General features: G+C 49.9%; 13 protein-coding genes. 1 reads left to right on the top strand and 12 read right to left on the bottom strand.

Annotated elements, in window-relative coordinates; translation table 11 throughout:
* Window positions 1-14: 14 nt before the first annotated feature.
* Together ACFVVF_RS20755 and ACFVVF_RS20750 are read right to left on the bottom strand one after the other, a co-directional pair.
* Window positions 15-536 carry a hypothetical protein gene (locus ACFVVF_RS20755; RefSeq protein ID WP_387813787.1) on the bottom strand — a complete coding sequence of 174 codons (522 nt, stop codon included), beginning with the start codon at window positions 534-536 and terminating at the stop codon, window positions 15-17.
* 61 nt (window positions 537-597) lie between these two features.
* A complete protein-coding gene (locus ACFVVF_RS20750) occupies window positions 598-2,256 on the bottom strand; it encodes a hypothetical protein (RefSeq protein WP_387813785.1) in 1,659 nt (552 codons plus the stop codon).
* A gap of 526 nt (window positions 2,257-2,782) precedes the next feature.
* Here ACFVVF_RS20750 and ACFVVF_RS20745 point away from each other — a divergent pair.
* The gene (locus ACFVVF_RS20745) at window positions 2,783-4,381 is read left to right on the top strand and encodes a GmrSD restriction endonuclease domain-containing protein (RefSeq protein ID WP_387813783.1); all 1,599 of its coding nucleotides are present in this window, start codon (window positions 2,783-2,785) and stop codon (window positions 4,379-4,381) included.
* 288 nt (window positions 4,382-4,669) lie between these two features.
* On the opposite strand, the gene ACFVVF_RS20740 is transcribed toward ACFVVF_RS20745, so the two are convergent.
* From ACFVVF_RS20740 to ACFVVF_RS20695, 10 genes are all read right to left on the bottom strand, one after another.
* The gene (locus tag ACFVVF_RS20740) at window positions 4,670-5,521 is read right to left on the bottom strand and encodes a sulfurtransferase (protein WP_387813781.1); all 852 of its coding nucleotides are present in this window, start codon (window positions 5,519-5,521) and stop codon (window positions 4,670-4,672) included.
* A 38-nt stretch (window positions 5,522-5,559) separates the two neighbouring features.
* Window positions 5,560-6,828, bottom strand: coding sequence for a molybdopterin-dependent oxidoreductase (locus ACFVVF_RS20735; protein WP_387813779.1), 1,269 nt, complete (start codon window positions 6,826-6,828; stop codon window positions 5,560-5,562).
* A gap of 142 nt (window positions 6,829-6,970) precedes the next feature.
* On the bottom strand, window positions 6,971-7,720 hold the full coding sequence (map, locus tag ACFVVF_RS20730; RefSeq protein ID WP_387813777.1) for a type I methionyl aminopeptidase: 750 nt from the start codon (window positions 7,718-7,720) through the stop codon (window positions 6,971-6,973).
* A gap of 142 nt (window positions 7,721-7,862) precedes the next feature.
* Window positions 7,863-8,051, bottom strand: coding sequence for a hypothetical protein (locus ACFVVF_RS20725; protein WP_042168109.1), 189 nt, complete (start codon window positions 8,049-8,051; stop codon window positions 7,863-7,865).
* A 205-nt stretch (window positions 8,052-8,256) separates the two neighbouring features.
* A complete protein-coding gene (locus tag ACFVVF_RS20720) occupies window positions 8,257-8,457 on the bottom strand; it encodes a hypothetical protein (protein WP_387813775.1) in 201 nt (66 codons plus the stop codon).
* Between the two features lie 151 nt (window positions 8,458-8,608).
* A complete protein-coding gene (locus tag ACFVVF_RS20715; RefSeq protein ID WP_387813773.1) occupies window positions 8,609-9,058 on the bottom strand; it encodes a PaaI family thioesterase in 450 nt (149 codons plus the stop codon).
* Window positions 9,059-9,079: 21 nt separating this feature from the next.
* Entirely contained in the window at window positions 9,080-10,762 is a 1,683-nt protein-coding gene (locus tag ACFVVF_RS20710; protein WP_387814298.1) for a long-chain-fatty-acid--CoA ligase, read from the bottom strand.
* Between the two features lie 870 nt (window positions 10,763-11,632).
* On the bottom strand, window positions 11,633-13,453 hold the full coding sequence (locus ACFVVF_RS20705; protein ID WP_387813771.1) for an acyl-CoA dehydrogenase family protein: 1,821 nt from the start codon (window positions 13,451-13,453) through the stop codon (window positions 11,633-11,635).
* Window positions 13,454-13,508: 55 nt separating this feature from the next.
* A complete protein-coding gene (locus ACFVVF_RS20700; protein ID WP_387813769.1) occupies window positions 13,509-14,723 on the bottom strand; it encodes a thiolase family protein in 1,215 nt (404 codons plus the stop codon).
* A gap of 444 nt (window positions 14,724-15,167) precedes the next feature.
* Window positions 15,168-17,624 carry a 3-hydroxyacyl-CoA dehydrogenase/enoyl-CoA hydratase family protein gene (locus tag ACFVVF_RS20695; RefSeq protein ID WP_387813767.1) on the bottom strand — a complete coding sequence of 819 codons (2,457 nt, stop codon included), beginning with the start codon at window positions 17,622-17,624 and terminating at the stop codon, window positions 15,168-15,170.
* Window position 17,625 lies beyond the last annotated feature (1 nt).

The raw sequence follows: 17,625 nt of genomic DNA, 5'->3' as shown, positions 1-17,625 counted from the left end.
CTGTAATGGTATAATCAAGGTAATTTCATAAGAAATTCAGAGCTTTTCCCCAATCTTCCCAAATTGATAAATCCATACTTTTCAAAATACTTAACGTTATCTATTGATTCAGTCCATAGGGAGCCAGGAATATTTAGGTTGCTCTGAATATATAAGAATGTCTCCATCAACTTTTTCCCTTCCCCTTTGCGGAATGAATGAATATGAAGTAAATCTAATATGTATTTAGAATTATAGTGCCTTAGAAACTTTTTGTCAGTTGTGTTCAAAGCTAGACACATGATTGCATTAATATTTTCTGATATTATTCCAATTCCCGGTTCTCCCGGGACTGCTATGTTTGGAACGATGAAGGAACCCTGTTTACCCTGTTTGAGTATCTCTGTAATAAACTTTATATCAAATGAATTTTTATCTTTACTTATTTTCTCTTTCAAACTGTTCATTGTTTGATTTGAAATTTGATTAAGTAAAATGGGATTAAGTTTCTTCATAACTTCATTTAACATAGAATGTGTCGCTAAAGCGTAGGACATATATAAGATTCCTTTCTATACTGATATAAAACCATTTATAATATAAATTTTAGATCGTCTACTAAACTTCAATCTTATATCTTTCTTTGAACCACCTGTCTTCAAACCCTTCATTATTACACCCAACGACAGCACATCCAAAAAATAATTCCGTATTGTATCTGATATGGTTTTTATCAAGGGCATCTAATGCAAATCGATAACACATTTGAGAACTTAAATTCTCTATTCTATTATTTATCATATCTATTGTAGGTAACATGTCATATATATATCTACATTCATCCAATACAAACATATCTGTATACATAACTGTTTCTTTTGCCTTATAACTCCACCCCACTGACTTTAATACATTAATATGATATGGTACTGACAATTGACCAATTAAAAGGCCAATAACACTTTGGAATGTAAAAACATCACAAGCTTGTGGTGCAACTCTCTGCCAATCCATGTTATAAACATTTTTTAATTTTTCTGAATAACATTCGATTCCATGTGACCCACCTAAAATCAGGTACAACATCACACTAAATTGATCAAGTAACTCTTCTGAATTAAAACTCATTTGATTAATAAGGCTTCGAGATGCTTTATTAAATTGATCATCGTAAAAGTCCATGTAAAATAATTTCAATCGCTCTCGTTCATCTTCATCGTCACACCAGTCATACAATTCTTCAATGTTTTTATATTGAGCCATTCTCAAAAACCATGGTATTGAGAAAAATGACATATCACTCTCTAAATAACCTCCAGAGTCACCTTCCAATTTAAAGGACAATTCTTCAATATAATCTTTTTGATCATCATAGGAAAATAATATTTTCTTGCATAATTTCATCTGTTTTTTATCTAATTCGAAAAACATTTCAAAGTATTCTTGACTCCTGCAGATTCTTATAAAAGGAATTACCACAGAAGAAATATCCATCATAAACCTTCTTATAAATTCAGAATAGTAATATTCTAAATTGTTGTTAACTTTATAAAACCACTCGTGAAATAATAAGCCCTGCTCTTCAGCAGATGCTCCATTGTCAGCATATGCTTTAGGGTAAAGGTATAGCGATACTATTTTAGCCAATAACTTTTTTGTACCAGGATCATTAGACTCATCAATATATGCAAAATTAGTGATTATAACACCAGGAGAGTTTAACCTATGGTTATCTATCAAAGAAACAATGTTAGAAATATTACGATTTCTCTTACTAGGTGAAACCAAAGCCCCACAGAAATCTAAATATACTATATCGAAGTTTATTGCAGAATTCGAGAAAAATGAACTTATCTTTCCGAGATGGATTTTAACTTGAGGAAAATTAATTTCCAGCCTTCCCACTGCTTCTTTATAAATATCATTATCAGATTCAAATGCCCAAATATTTTCTGGTAATATTCCTTGCTTTATAAGTTCCATTAGGTCATTCTCTGGATTAGGACCTGCTAAGTATGCAACTTTTAATTCACTTGGTCTTTTGTTTCCAAGGGCTGATTCAAAGTGTTTCTTCCAAGATTGTTCTGTGGACTTCTTCAAATTTCTTGCAAGAATATGATCACTACTATAACTTGAACTAAAGAGCATAAAGTCCCTTAAACTATCAAAATAATCTAATGTAGTTATTGTACTTTGTTTTCTATCTTCAGTTAATATAGAAATTGCGCTACTCAATGCTTCTGATCTAATAATGTTTTTTTCCTTTTCTTGGTACACCTTATCTGCCCCTCAAATTTAGATTACAAAAAATACACTAAATCATTATTGTTTAATTTATTTTGAATAAAATAAACAGTTTTATAATGCTCTCTTCTACTTTTCTTGATTATGTCTTTTAATGTTTTCTTTATAAATCCAGCAAATGAAACTGGATTAAATTCCAATCGTTTCAAATTGACTATACCATGCGATTTGACCTAAGTATAGAAAAATAACACCTACTACCGCACTAGATCAAGCTTTCGTCCCTCTGCTTCCTCTTGTTGCTCTACAGGACAACAAAGACCTGCTTTTGAAATACTTTTAGGAAGTTTTGCTCTGAACGATTTTTCATTCTTCTTATATTCTAGTAAACTTTTACTATCGCTTCCCCTCTTCTAGAGTGGAACAAACTTTTGAAAATAAAAATCTACAGCTCTAATGTTGGTTTTTCTAGCATCTTTATATTAAAAACATAAATTATGGAAATTTTATAATGATACATGTTATATTAATATCACAACTAACATCAATGGGGGATAGAATGAGAACTAATATTGCAGGTAGATTGGGAACCGATACTCCACTAATTAAAGACCTAATTGGGGATATAAAAAAAGGGGAAATAAAAATTCCTCAATTTCAACGTAAATTTGTATGGAAAGAACCTCAAGCATTTAACCTTTTAGATAGCATTGCTAATAATTATCCTGTTGGGAGCCTCTTACTTTGGAAAACTCAATCGAAATTGACTGTAGAACGTAATATAGGTGATTTTAAATTGCCTGAAACAGACGACCTTAGTCCAACAGATTATGTATTAGACGGACAACAAAGATTGACAGTGATCTATTCATGTTTTGGAGCAAATGACGATGATCAAGGTTATTCAATTGCATATGATTTGGAAAAGGAAGAATTCACGCCAAATCCTGTTGATCAAAAGTTAAGCGTATTTCCATTAAGATGGATATACCAAACTACTAAATTACTTAATTTCAGAACAGGTCTAGCTAGTCACAATAATGCTTTACAACTTCAAGAAAGATTGGATAATCTAATTGATATTGTCACGAATTATAGGATACCTGTAGTAACACTAAAAGATTTGACAGTTGAAGAAGTTTGTCCGATTTTCGAAAGAATCAACAGTTCGGGAACACGTTTATCAACATATGATCTTATGGTCGCAGCCACCTGGACACAACAATTCAATTTAAATAACGAGATCGAAGAAATCGCTAATTCTTTACATCCTAAAGGATTTGGTGATATTGAAGGTGATGCAATTCTAAAATGCATGGCAGCCATAAAGTTCAAAAGTGTCAAAAGAGAAAACGTGCTATCACTTAGAAATCTAACAAAAGAAGAAATGGACGAGTTAGTTACAAGTACCAAAAGTTCTCTCTTGAAATCTGTTGATTTATTATGTACGGAATTCAAATTATATAGTTGGGATTACCTACCATATGAAGCTATAATAGTTATTTTATCTTACGTTTTTTCAAACAAAAAGATCCTTTCTGCAGAAGACATCCGTGATATAAGAATTTGGTTCTGGACAAGTTCGTTCACTCTGAGATACAGAGGAGCTTCTGATTCATTCCTATCGAATGATTTAAAAAATGTAACTTCATTTATAATTGAAAAACAAGCAGACTCATCCTTATTTGGTTTACGTCCTGGAAGAAATGATTTAAAAAAAATATTGTTTAGAAGTAATAACTCCAGCACTAGGGCATACGTTTTAGCTCTCGCTTGCATAAATCCATTAAACATTACAAATGGATCAAAAATCGACACATCAAATGCACTTTCAATTTATAATAAAAAACAATTTCATCATATCTACCCTCAAGCATATCTCAAACGCATATCCAGTGATCTCGAAACCAATAGTATAATCAATATTTGTATGTTGGCAGCTTCAGAAAACAATTTCATAAGCGATCAAAATCCCAATGAATATTTACCTAAACTGATTGAAACACTTGGAGAGCGTTATGAAGAAGTCTTCTCATCTAATTTGCTCCCATTGTTAACAAGCACAGACTATAGTAAATTATCTTACGAGGATTTTTTAGAACTGCGATCTGAAATTGTGTACTCACATGTAATAAAATTATGCTCAGGAGAAAAATAAATTGATGCATTTCTGTCGAATAAGTGACCTAATTATAGTTTTCTGTTGACTTTAGCTTACCCTTCCATAAGGAAGAGCAGATTAGCCTTCTTTGTGTGGATGTAGGGGGAAGTAACATAAAGTTTCCAGTAAATTGCATAAATCCAAACAAATAAGTGCTAGGTACTAAGCGTAAGTACTTTATGAGAACAAGTGTTGATTCTGAGTTCTGAGAACAACGTAAAGAAGGACATCGCCTCATTCGCGATGTCCTTCGAGTCTCATATTACTCTGTACCGCTTAAACCTTCTACTCTTCCCCCACCGCAACCAGATTCTCCGGGTTGCTGCTCCAATCACTCCAACTCCCCGCATAAAGCTTCACGTTCTTAAACCCCGCGCTTTCCAGCGCAATCACGTTAGGCGTCGCAGTTACACCGGACCCACAGTAGACGATGATCTCATCGTCCGCCTGCAAACCTGCAAACCGTTCAAGCTGCGCCTCAACTGGCTTCAAAGCGCCGGCTTCATCAAAGCCGTCCTTCCAAAAGCGGTTCACTGCGCTTGGAATATGTCCAGCTACTGGGTCGATTGGCTCGACCTCGCCGCGATAGCGAGGAGCCTCGCGGGAATCGATGATGGTCACATCGTCACGGCCAATCCGCTCCCTTACATATGCAGCATCCACCACAATTCCTTCTTGTACCTGAGGCGTGAATTGCAGCCCCTCAATGCCCACTGGAGGCTCTGTCGACACTGCCTCACCTGCAGCCTGCCAAGTGGCAAAGCCGCCCACCAGAATAGCCGTTTCCCCATCATGACCAAGCCATTTCAGCAGCCACAGCAAGCGCGAAGCCATAGCACCACCCTGATCGTCATAAGCGACGACCGTCGTGTTATTGCCTACCCCAATGGCACCTAGCTTGTCCGCCAATCGGCTTGGTTCAGGCAATGGATGGCGTCCGCCACGGCCGCCGGGCTGTTTTGGACCTGACAGATCTCGCTCCAAGTGAAGATAGAACGCGCCTGGAATATGACCCGCTTCATATGCCGTTTCGCCCGCCGACGGGTCATTCAATAGAAAACGGCAATCTACGATGACGACTCCGTTGTCCCCTTTTATTTTCGCCGCTAATTCTTGCACTGTAATATATTGCACCATAGTTACCCCGTCTCCTCTACACTATTTTTTATGTACATTTACACCCAAGCATCGTTCGCATAGCCGCGTTCTTCCCAATAGCCGACATGCTCGCCTTCGATCAGCTCAATCCGGTTGAGCCACTTGACCGATTTGTACGCATACATCTTCGGCACGATCAGCCGCACCGGTCCGCCGAGATCGCTCGGAATCGGCTTCCCGTCATGCATCACGGCGATCATAACATCATCCATCCCCGCCTGCTCCAGTGACAGCGTATCCGTATACACACCGTCACCAGAGTAGAACTTGACGGTCTTGGCAGTCTGTTGAACGCCCGCTTCCCGCAAAAAATCCTTGAGCGGAATGCCTTCCCACGTATTGCTGTAAACCGACCAGCCCGTCACGCAATGGAAATCGCTCACCTGCACCTTGCGCTTAAGCGCCACGAACTTCTCCCAATTCCACTTCATAGGCTTGTCGACGAGACCGTCAATGGTAAAAGACCAATTGTCGTTGTTGAAGGTCGGGATTGGCGTAACCGTATATATTCGAAAATTACCCCGTGCCCCGCCACCGCTCGGCGGCAGCGATGCAGGCAGCGGCTCCGGCGGCGGAGCAAGATGGTTGCCGTCTCGCGCTACGATCTCGTCAATGGAACCGCCCCCTCCTAGACTCGGTCCAAGCGATTTCCCAAGCCATTGGAGAAACGAAGGTCCTACCACGACGGCAAGTCCGGCGCCAATCGACCATTTAATAACGGTACGCCGGCTATACACCGCCTGTGGTCCTGCCGCAGGATGAATGCCTCGCCCGCCTACACCCACAACTTCTCCGCCAGAAGCTGTCGATTCGTCGCGGATCGTCCGCCGCTGCGGCTCCTTGAGCCATTTTGCCCGTGTTATGGAGTGGTAAATAATATAAGGAAGTCCGATCCATGTCAGCAGGTCATGCACGACGAGAGCAGCATTGGCCCATGCGGGGCCAACCGCGCGGAACTGCCAGAGCAGCACCCCGGAAATAAACCAGCCAAGCAGTAACCCTAGCACCACCAGCACATTGAACCGCTGCCAAGGCTTCTCCCTCAGCTGCTTCCAATGCTTGCCCGCCAGCAGCAGATAGTAGATGACCGGCATAATCGATGCGATCCCGACGACGATATGCAGTCCCTTCAGCCATACGCGGCCTTCACCGAGAATGCCTCGCCAGAAGCCTCCAAGCAGTACCAAACCGGATACGGCCAAAATCACGACAATCCAGCCGTTCCATGCGTGCAGTCTGACAAGCTTTTTCCCATACCCTTTGCGCAATTTAGCCAGCCAATTCATCGTATGTTCGCCCCTCTCCGCCTCTATGGCGGCGACCTGCTATTCTTACCCTTATTATAGCAATCCCGCTTAACGGCGAACAACCCTGCCACGAGGCAGGGTATTCCTTGAGCCATCAAGCTGTCCGCACCATTCACAACCTCTACCGGGTCAAAACAACCGGCCCCGTTTCAGTAATCGCCACCGTATGTTCAAACTGCGCCGACAGGCTGCCGTCGAGCGTTCTCGCCGTCCAGCCGTCCATCCCGATATATACGCTTGCATCACCGATCGTCACGATCGGCTCAATCGTAATCACCATACCCTCGCGAAGCCGCTCGCCCCGCCCTGCTCGCCCTTCAGAAGCCTGCGGCTGCTCCGGCTCATGCAGCAGCCTTCCAATGCCATGGCCGACAAAGCTCGTAATGACTTTATAGCCAGATTGTTCGGCGCATTGTTGGATGGCATGACCGATGTCGCCGAGCCTTTTGCCCGGAACCGCTTCCGCTATGCCGCGGCTAAGCGCCAGCTTCGCCACCCGCAGCAGCCTTGCCGTATCCCGCGTAGGTGTGCCGATTGCATACGTCCACGCCGAATCCGCCTTCCAGCCATTCACTTCCGCCACCAGATCAATCGTGACGATATCTCCCTGTGACAACGGCACCATGTCGGGAAAGCCATGGCACACCACCTCATTAACCGAGGCGCAAATCGCGTAAGGATAGCCTTTATACCCTTTTTGCGCAGGAACAGCTCCCCGCTCCAGCAAGAAACGTTCAGCAAACCGGTCGAGCTCAAGCGTCGTAACTCCGGGAGCGATTCGTTTGGCAATCGCTTTGTGGCAGGCGGCTAATATTTGCCCTGCTTTTCGAATGGACCGGATCTCGTCCTTGGACTTCAATTCCATCGCCATGTGAGGCATCCCCCCTATGATCACCCTATTCGGGAAAGGGACGGAACATAACACGGAATGGTATCTATTTTGTGAAAAAAGAAAAAACAAAAAGGTCCTACATCTATATTGCCACAGATGTAAGACCGTTATTATCCTGCTGCTATCCGACCGAGGAATTCAATTTGTCCATCTCATCCTCAACCAACATCGTCAACTCATCCTCGTACCCGCCGGTAATCCGATACTTGCGAATATAATCGCGTACAAATTTACGCGGATCCTTCGGTTGAAAGATTCTCGTGAGTTCCTTCAGGCTTTCCTTGACTTCATTCTGGCTATGCTTCGCCATGAAATCTCCTCCCCTATACGTTGGATGGTCGTCCTAAATAACAAAATCCGAGAACGGATGCGGCTCTCACACCGCAAAAACCCCCGATCGGTGCAGGCAACTCCATGGTGAATGAGTCACAATGTTTGCATTTTTCTTACTATTATAACATTTCAGAACCGAATGCGAAAGCATTCAATTGTAAGTCCTGTCCAGAGTATCAAAATCATTGCTTCAGATCGTCGGCAGAAGCCTTGTCCTCCGGCGGCACAACGCGTGCGGTTATCGGAGGCGGGATATCAATCGCAGTCGGGGATGAGGACAAGCTTTTCTCCTTGTAGAACATCCGCAAATACGCAAAAACACCAATAACAGCAACCAGAATTCCAAATGCTAGCATTATAATCGTTACCCAGCTGTTAACCATATCTCCGCCTCCTTTCCTACCATGTTTATCGGCTTTTACTGTATTAGATTTCAGTCGTTCGAAAAATTGTCACGCTTCCATATATAGGTTAGATTATATCCTAATTGGATATAATTGGGCAACCGTACGTTCGTATCATTTATGGGACAAATTATTTCGTTTTTGTGACAATGCGATACGTGCCGCTGCCCCATGCAATGAGCCGATCGTCCTCATCTTTGACAAAAGCTTGAAGCGTAATCGTTCGCCCGATCCGGTGTATAATTTCTCCCTCACATCTCAGCCGCCCTGCCTTGGCATTTTCCAGAAAATGCGTGTTCAGCGTGGCCGTCACCGTCTTCTCATCCCGGCAAGCGAGCATAATCGCCAGTCCCATCGCATTGTCCAGCAGAGACATCAGTACGCCTCCGTGCACGATGCCGAGCAAATTGAGATGACGCCGGTCCGTTTCCATACTAATAATGGCTTTGCCCGCTTCTGCGTGAATGATTTCGCAGCCCAGCTCTCCCCAGAAGGAATCCTCGGCCCGTTCCGCAAGCATGGCTAAAAAGCTGGACGGGTCGGCATAATGCTGCTGTTCATACCCTTCCTCCACCGACACGCGCATCCCTCCTTAGCTTCGTCAACTCCGCTTGTCTGTATCCGTATGTTCCTCCTCCAACAACTTGCGCTTCAGCACTTTTCCGATCATCGTCTTGGGCAGGCTGCTCCTGAATTCGTAAATATGCGGAACTTTGAACGCAGCAAGCCGCTCCCTGCACCAGTGATCCAATTCCTCCGGCGACACCTCCGCCCCTTCTTTGCATACGATGAAAGCTTTGACCGTCTCCCCGCGATACGCATCCTTCACACCAACAGCCGCAGCCTCCATAACGGCAGGATGCTCGAAGAGCACCTCCTCGACATCACGAGGATAAATGTTGAAGCCCCCGGCAATGATGACATCCTTCATCCGGTCTACGATAGTGAAAAAACCTTCCTCATCCATCGCCCCCAGATCTCCGGTATGGAGCCAGCCCCCTCTTAACGCATACGCCGATTCCTCCGGATGGTTCCAATATCCCTTCATCACTTGCGGCCCCCGGATGACAAGCTCACCAATTGCGCCCACTGGCAAAAAATCGCCCTCGGCATTGACGATCGCCGCTTCTGTATCGGGAAAAGGCAGGCCGATCGTGCCGATTTTGCGCTTGCCCCAGATTGGATTCGCATGTGTCACCGGTGAGGTCTCTGTTAAGCCATAGCCTTCGATCAGCCGCCCGCCTGTCATCGCCTCAAACTGGTCCTGCACCTCAAGCGGAAGTGCCGCAGAGCCGCTGATACACACTTCGATAGAGGACAGATCGCTATGGACCGCATCTTTATGGTTGATGAGCGCGACATACATCGTTGGAGCCCCTGGAAAAATCGTCGGCTTCAGCCGGTCGATCGCCTGCAGTACCGCCGGAACCTCAAAGCGCGGAAGCAGAATGAGCGACCCTGCCTTCTTCACCGACATATTCATTAACACCGTTAATCCAAACACATGGAAAAGCGGCAGCGCCGCCAGGAACTTCTCCTTTCCGTCCTGCGCTTTATAGCACCATGCCTCTGTCTGCAGCGTGTTCGCAACGAGATTGCGATGTGTCAGCATGACGCCCTTCGGCGTCCCCGTCGTACCGCCGGTATATTGCAGCAGTGCAAGGTCCTCTCCCGTTGTAGCAGTTACGACTGGCAGCGCGGAGCTCGTGCTAAGCAGCCGTTTATAGGCGACAATTCCTAGACTGCCGTATGGAATATCGGCTCGAAAGCCTTCTTTGCGCTGTTTGAGCGGATAAAGCAGATTTTTCGGAAAAGGCAGGCCGTCCTTGATGGAGGTGACGATGACATGACGCAGCTTCGGCAGCGGCCCTGTCTCTGGATGCTCGCCTCGCACTCGTGCCAGCCGGGCATAAAACAAATCGGCGGTAATGATCGCGCTAGCTCCGCTATCAGACAGCTGATGCTGCAGTTCGCGTTCGACATAGAGCGGATTCGTCTGCACGACTACAGCGCCAAGCAGCAGCACGCCAAAATAAGCAGCCACTGCCTGCGGGCAGTTCGGCAGCATAATCGCAACCCGATCCCCTTTGCTGATACCAAGGGAAATCAGACCGTTCGCTAGGCGATTCGCATCCTGAAGAAGACTGCGGTAGCTGATGGACTTGCCCATGAAGTAAATCGCTTCATGATTCGGGTAGTTTTCGGCTGCTTTCGTTAGCAGGCAAGCGATGCTGTGGTTCGGATACTCCAGCGAAGCCGGGATTTCCTCGGGATAGCTGTCCAGCCATGGTTTAGGGCGCTCATTCGATGAAGGAGCTTGGGGTTCGGGTTCGGGTTCGGGTTCGGGTTCGGGTTCGGGTTCGGGTTCGGGTTCGGGTTCGGGTTCGGGTTCGGGTTCGGGTTCGGGTTCGGGTTCATACTTATTTTTGAGCTCAGGTTCCCCTTGCTCAACTTCCGGTTCACTTGCAATCTGAACTTCTGTTTCAGGCTCAGTTGCCGGTTGATTTTCAAGCTCGGATTCTTCTTGGGATTCCTCTTGGGTCTCATGCCCAGGCTCATGGGCAAGTTGAGGATCCCCTTCGGACCCTACCTCCAGTTCATTCGCAAGCTCTTGTTCTCCGAACTCATGCCCCGACTCATGAACAAGTTGCGGTTCCGCTGGGGGCTCACTCTCCGATTCATGAGCATACTGAAGTACTGCTTCTTGCTCTTGCTCCAGCACATGTAAGACCACGGATTCTGAGTCCGTTTCAGGTTGCGGCTCCGGTGCAAGCTCAGATTGTGCTGGCACTATATCGTCTCCAGCTTGAAGCTCAACCCCTTGCTCAGACTCCAACCCGGCCTCATTTTCGAGTATGGGCTCGACTTCCGGTCCAGTCTCGGGTCCGGGTTCCTGCACGGCAAGCTCGATATCAGCCTCAAATTCGGCCTCGATTGAAGAAGCCGAACTAATATGGAGCTCAGGTTCCGGCTCCAATGCCGTTGCTGTGACGTCTGCCGCCTCACTGGAGGAGCCGGCCTCTACCGGCTGCTCCATCTCCAAATTCTCCTCCTGGGAAGTCTGTTCATCGGGTGCGGATTGATTCGGCTCCTGCCGATCTTCGGGTACAAGCGGCCGTTCCGGTTTTGACGGATCCATAAAGCGTTCCCCCTCCTACACAATGTATTGCTCCCCTCGAATGACGCGGGCGGCAATTTCCCTTTTCTTCGCTACGTTGTCAGCCAGCGGAGCCCGCATCAGCTTTTTCAATACGGACAGCTGCATTTGCAAGCCGTCGCCCTGCTCCAATGCAGCAAGCGCCAGCTTGGCATAGGACTCAATTCGGTCCATTGCTTCCTGGACGAATACCTCCGTCATCTGTATCGCGTTTTCAGTTCGCGGCGTGATTGCAATCGCAGCAGTGGCTGCCGCCGCAACACCTGCCGCTCCTTCCTGCGCCAGTTTTTTCGTCCGCAGCAGCGCACTTTCAGCGGCAAATATTTGAATCATAATATCCGCCATCGCACAGAGTACCTCTTGCTCCTGATCCAGCCTCGTTCCCAGCTTTTGCACGGCCAGGCCGCCAACGGCGAGGAACGCTTTTTTCGCTTGCGCGATTCGATACGTCTCCTTTGCCAGCGGCTCGTCAAAAGCAGGCACCGGCATCGGCTGAAGCAGCTCGCCTTGCAGCGCTTTTGCTTTTTGCAGGAGAGGGAGCTCGCCCTTTAATGCTTTTTTGAGCAGCGTGCCCGGAATGAGCATCCGGTTGATTTCATTCGTTCCTTCAAAAATCCGGTTAATCCGCGAGTCACGGTAAATCCGCTCTACCTTGTATTCGCGGATATAGCCGTAGCCGCCGTGGATTTGAACCCCTTCATCAGCGACGAAATCCAGTGCCTCGGAAGCAAACACTTTTACGATGGAGCATTCGATGGCGTACTCGCTGATTGCTTTTGCCGCTAGCACTCCCGCATCAGGGGAATCCGCCTCCGCTTCAGTCGTCTGGAGCGTGCCGTCGATCCAGCCTGCCGTGCGGTATACCATGCTTTCCATAACAAAGGTTTGGATGTTCATATCGGCCAGCTTCGCACCGATCAACGGGTAGGACGAAATCGCACGCCCAAACTGCTGCCTCGTGTTGGCATATTGCGATGCGAGCTCAATCGTCTCTTTCGCCGCGCCTAGACAGCCCGCCCCCAGCTTAAACCGCCCGATATTGAGAATATTGAAGGCAATATGATGCCCTTTGCCGATTTCGCCGAGCACATTTTCGACCGGTACCGCTACATCCTCGAAGTAAAGCGGACACGTCGACGAAGCTTTAATACCCATTTTGTGCTCCTCGGGTCCGATGCTGAACCCCGGCGTATTTCTCTCCACGATAAACGCGGTAAAAGCTTCCCCATCCACCTTCGCATACACGATAAACACATCCGCGAAGCCTGCGTTCGTAATGTACAGCTTGGAGCCGTTCAATAGATAATGCTGACCGTCAGTTGACAGCTTAGCAGTCGTTTTTGCGCCAAGCGCGTCGGAGCCCGAAGCCGGTTCCGTCAGGCAATAGGCGGCGATCAGCTCGCCGGCAGCCAGTTTGGGCAGGTAGCGGCGCTTTTGTGCCGGCGTGCCAAAAAAGACGATCGGCAGCGTGCCGATGCCCGTATGCGCACCTACCGACAATGCGAAGGAAGAAGCCCGCGACAGCGTCTCGGATAGAAGTGTTGTACTCACTTTATCCAGTCCAAGGCCTCCGTAGGCTTCCGGCACGTCTGCCCCTAGTAACCCCAGCTCGCCCGCCTGCCGCATCAGCTTCACCGTCAAGCCATAGTCCAGCCCTTCCAGCTGCTCGTCATGCGGCGCAATCTCTCCCTCGGCAAACTCTGCCGCCGCGCGGGCCATCATGCGCTGCTCCTCGTTGAAATCCTCGGGCGTCACCGTCGCCGAAGGCAAAGCGTCTTCTACGACAAACCGGCCGCCAAATCGCTTTTTATCCGTCATGCCGCCAATCTCCCTTCCCCTTGCCCGTTATAAGTCCTTCGGGATTGCCTATTGCCTATGGATAAACCTCGAACAGCCCCGCTGCCCCCATTCCGCCGCCGATGCACATCGTCACAACACCAAGCCCCCCGCCCCGGCGTCTGAGCTCATGGATGAGCGACACGGACAGCTTCGTCCCCGTGCAGCCCAGCGGATGTCCAAGTGCTATTGCGCCGCCGTTCACATTTACCTTGTCGGGATCAAGGCCGAGCTGTTCGATAATGGGCACGCATTGAGCGGCGAACGCTTCATTGAGCTCGAACAGATCAATCTCTCTGAGCTCGACGCCCGCTTTCGCTAGCGCCTTAGGCACTGCCTCAATCGGGCCAATACCCATAATTTCAGGCGCAACACCCGCTACACTGTAGGCGCGGAGTGCAGCAAGCGGCTGCAGCCCAAGCTCCTTGGCACGCGCCCGGCTCATTACAATCACCGCAGCTGCTCCATCATTCATAGGCGAAGCATTGCCAGCCGTTACCGTACCCTCGCGGGCAAAAGAAGGCTTGAGCGTCGCCAGCGTCTCCGGCGTCGTATCCGGCCGGACGCTTTCGTCCGTGTCGAACGTGATCATGCTCTCCCATGGCCGCCCAGCCTCGTTCACGCCCGAGCGGCGGGCCGTCACCGGCACGATCTCCTCTTTGAAGCGGCCAGCCTGAATCGCCGCTGCCGCCTTGCGATGGCTGGACGCTGCAAAAGCGTCCTGCGCTGCGCGGCTTATCCCATAGCGGCGGGCCACTTCCTCGGCGGTATGGCCCATGCCCATGTACACTTCCGGCATCGAATCAACGATGCCGGGATGAGGAGCTATCTTGAAGCCGGTCATCGGCACATGGCTCATGCTTTCTACGCCTCCGGCGGCTATAACCTCCGCTTCGCCGAGCCGGATGCGCTCGGCAGCATAGGCTATCGCCTGCAGCCCGGAAGCGCAAAAGCGATTAACCGTGACCGCCGGCGTCGTCACTGGGAAACCCGCATATAGCGCGAGAACTCGCGCCATATTCAATCCCTGCTCGCCCTCCGGCATCGCACAGCCGATAATGACATCCTCCACTTCCTCCGCTGCTAATCCCGGAGCCCGCTCCAATGCGGCCCGCAGCACGGCCCTTCCCAAATCCTCCGCTCTCGTATCGGCAAGGCTCCCCTTCTTCGCCCTGCCGACCGCCGTTCGTACTGCCGATACGATTACCGCGTCGCGGTCATCCTCGGCAAATCGCTTGCCCGCCGTCCCCATCGGCTTTCCCTCCCTTTAGTTCGAGCCTGTTTCGTTCCACTGCACAAGCTTGTTACTTCTGCGTTGCTCAAGAGCTCGCCGCAGCGTTTCCGCATGAATAAAACTAACTAATTTTTAGCGTTACTAGCGCTGGGAGACTAGCAACCTCAACTGCACGCCTCACTAGCTGCTAGCAGACCAGTAGTCTGATTCCGCGAGCCCCGCACTGTCTGATCAAAATGTAAAAGTGCAGTTTGTTTGCCCCAAAATTGCCGTTTTTGCGGCTCAAAATGTAAAAGTGCAGGTGAATTGGGCTAAACCGGCCTTTTTGAGCCCAATCTAGTCAAACAAACTGCAGATTTGCATTTTGAAGCCTTATATAGACTCAAAACGGCAAATCAAAATGTACTTTTGCAGTTTGTGCGCCCCGCCCATAACGTTGAGCGCAGCGACTAGCTCACCCAACTAATTCCGCAGCGGCTTGCCGGTCGCGAGCATATGGCTCATCCGCTCCTGCGTTTTGCGTTCGCCGCAAAGGCTGAGGAACGCTTCGCATTCCAGATCGAGCAAATACTGCTCGCTCACCTCAGCGCCCGGCGCGGCGTTGCCGCCGGCTACCACATGGGCCAGCTTGGCGCCGATCAAGGCGTCATGCGCGCTCACTTGCCCGCTGAGCTGCAGGGCCTTCACGCCAAGCTGCAGCACAGCTCTGCCCTCGCGGCCAGCCACGCGGATGCGCTTCTCCTGCGGCGGTGCATAGCCCGCCCGGTCCAGCTCCAGCACCGCCCGCTTCGCTTCGGCAATCCGCGCGTCCTGCCGCGCGATGACCCGGTCCTGCGGGCGTCGCAACCCGATGCGGCCAACGTCGTAGCCGCTCGTGGAGGTTTTTGCAAGCGCTAACGTCTCGAACAGCGCGTTCAGATGCGGCTGGATCTCACCGCCCCCAGCCCGCTGGGCGGCCAGCACAGCTGCTTCCTTCGAGCCGCCTCCGGCCGGAATGAGTCCAACCCCAGTCTCCACCAGGCCGAAGTACGTCTCCGGCGAGTAGATGATCTGATCCGCCGGCAGGCAGGCCTCGACTCCGCCGCCCAGCGTCATCCGGTGCGGTGCCGCTACGACAGGGCGGTCGAGTCTTTTCAGCCCCAGCATGCTGGATTGGAACAGCCGGATAATGTCCTCGACCTCCTCCCATTCGCCGCTTTGCGCCTCCATGAGCAGCAGCATCAGATTCGCGCCGACGCAGAAATTCCGGCCCTCATTCGCAATGACGAGCCCCCGCCAATTTCGGCTCACTTCTTCCGTGCTGCGCTGAATCGCCGTCAGAATATCGCCGCCAATCGCATTGTTGGGCGAGTGAAATTCCAGACAGACGACCTCATCGCCCAAGTCGATTAAGCTCGCCCCGGAGGTGCTAAGCACCGTGCGCCCGGATTCTTTTAACGCCGCTAATGAAATGTCGTCTGCACCAGGCTCCTCCTCCGTGAAGACATAACGGTTGCCTGAGGCGGCTGCCGCATAGAATCTCTTGGCAACAGTACCTGCAGGCGAACCATCTTCTGGCGGCGCGATCCGGTAAAAGCTTTCATTGCCCGCCTCCAGCCATTGCAGCACCCATTCCGGCACCTCGTCGCCTTCATCGCTCATGCGCTGCACAGACCTCCGAAGCCCGATTGCATCCCACAGCTCGAAGGGTCCCAGCTCCCAGTTAAAGCCCCATTTCATCGCCCGGTCGATCTCTGCAATGGAGTCCGCGATGACGCCAGTCAGCTTCGCCGAATACAGCAGCGTCCGCTTGATCGTCTGCCAAGCAAACAGCGAATACCGGCTGCCCGGCTCGGCCGCCAGCAGCGCCTTCGCTTTGCCTGCCGCGCCTTTTGCCGCCTTAGCCGCATCGATTACGGTCGAGCTGATTTGCTTCCGCGGACCATAATCCATCGTCTGCAAACGGAGCGACTCGATCTCACTCCCGCCGCCTGCAGCCTTCTTCTTCCTGTAAAAGCCGCCGCCCGACTTCTCGCCAAGCCGCCCCGACGCGACCAGCGCCTCCAATACCGGTGGACGTGCGAACACGGCAAGCTCCTCCGGATCGCTGCTCCGCTCCCGCACGTTGTCTACGACATGCAGCAAAGTGTCGAGCCCGACGATATCCAGCATCCGGAACGTTGCTGTCTTCGGCCTTCCCATTGCCGGTCCCGTCAAGGCATCCGCTTCCTCCACAGTGAGCCCGTAGCGGACCACCTCTTCCAGCGTCACAAGCATGCCGTACGTGCCGATCCGATTCGCGATAAAATTAGGCGTATCCTTGGCAAGCACAACACCTTTGCCGAGCCGTTTCTCGCAGAGATCAATCAGCTTCGCAACGACAGCAGGGTCCGTATCCGGCGTCGGCACAACCTCTACCAGCTTCATATAACGAGGCGGGTTAAAAAAATGCGTCGCCGCAAAATGCTTTCGGAACTCTTCGCTTCGTCCCTCCGCCATCGCCGCAACGGACAACCCTGATGTATTGGTTGTGACAATCGTCCCTGGCTTACGTACCTTCTCGATCTGCTCGAACAAGCTTCGTTTCACATCCAGCCGTTCTACTACTGCTTCTACGATCCAATCGGCGTCAGCCAGTCCGGCAAGATCATCTTCTAGATTGCCTGCCGTAATCCGTCCAGCAAAAGCCGCGTCATACAAAGCTGCCGGCTGCGCCTTAACCAACCGCTGCAGTGCGGTCTGTGCGAGACGATTGCGCACCTGTGTGTGATGGAGCGTCAGCCCGATCCTCTCTTCTTCCTCTGTCAGCGAGCGAGGGATAATATCGAGCAGCAGCACCTGCATGCCCGCATTCGCAAGGTGGGCCGCTATTCCCGCCCCCATAACGCCGGAGCCGATAACCGCAGCGCGGCGCACCGATTCCGCACGATGATTCGACATA

The organism is Paenibacillus sp. NPDC058174, assembly GCF_042883865.1.
Lineage (GTDB): Bacteria > Bacillota > Bacilli > Paenibacillales > Paenibacillaceae > Pristimantibacillus.
The sequence above is the reverse complement of the archived record's forward strand: the minus strand, read 5'-3'. Positions and strand labels throughout refer to the sequence as shown.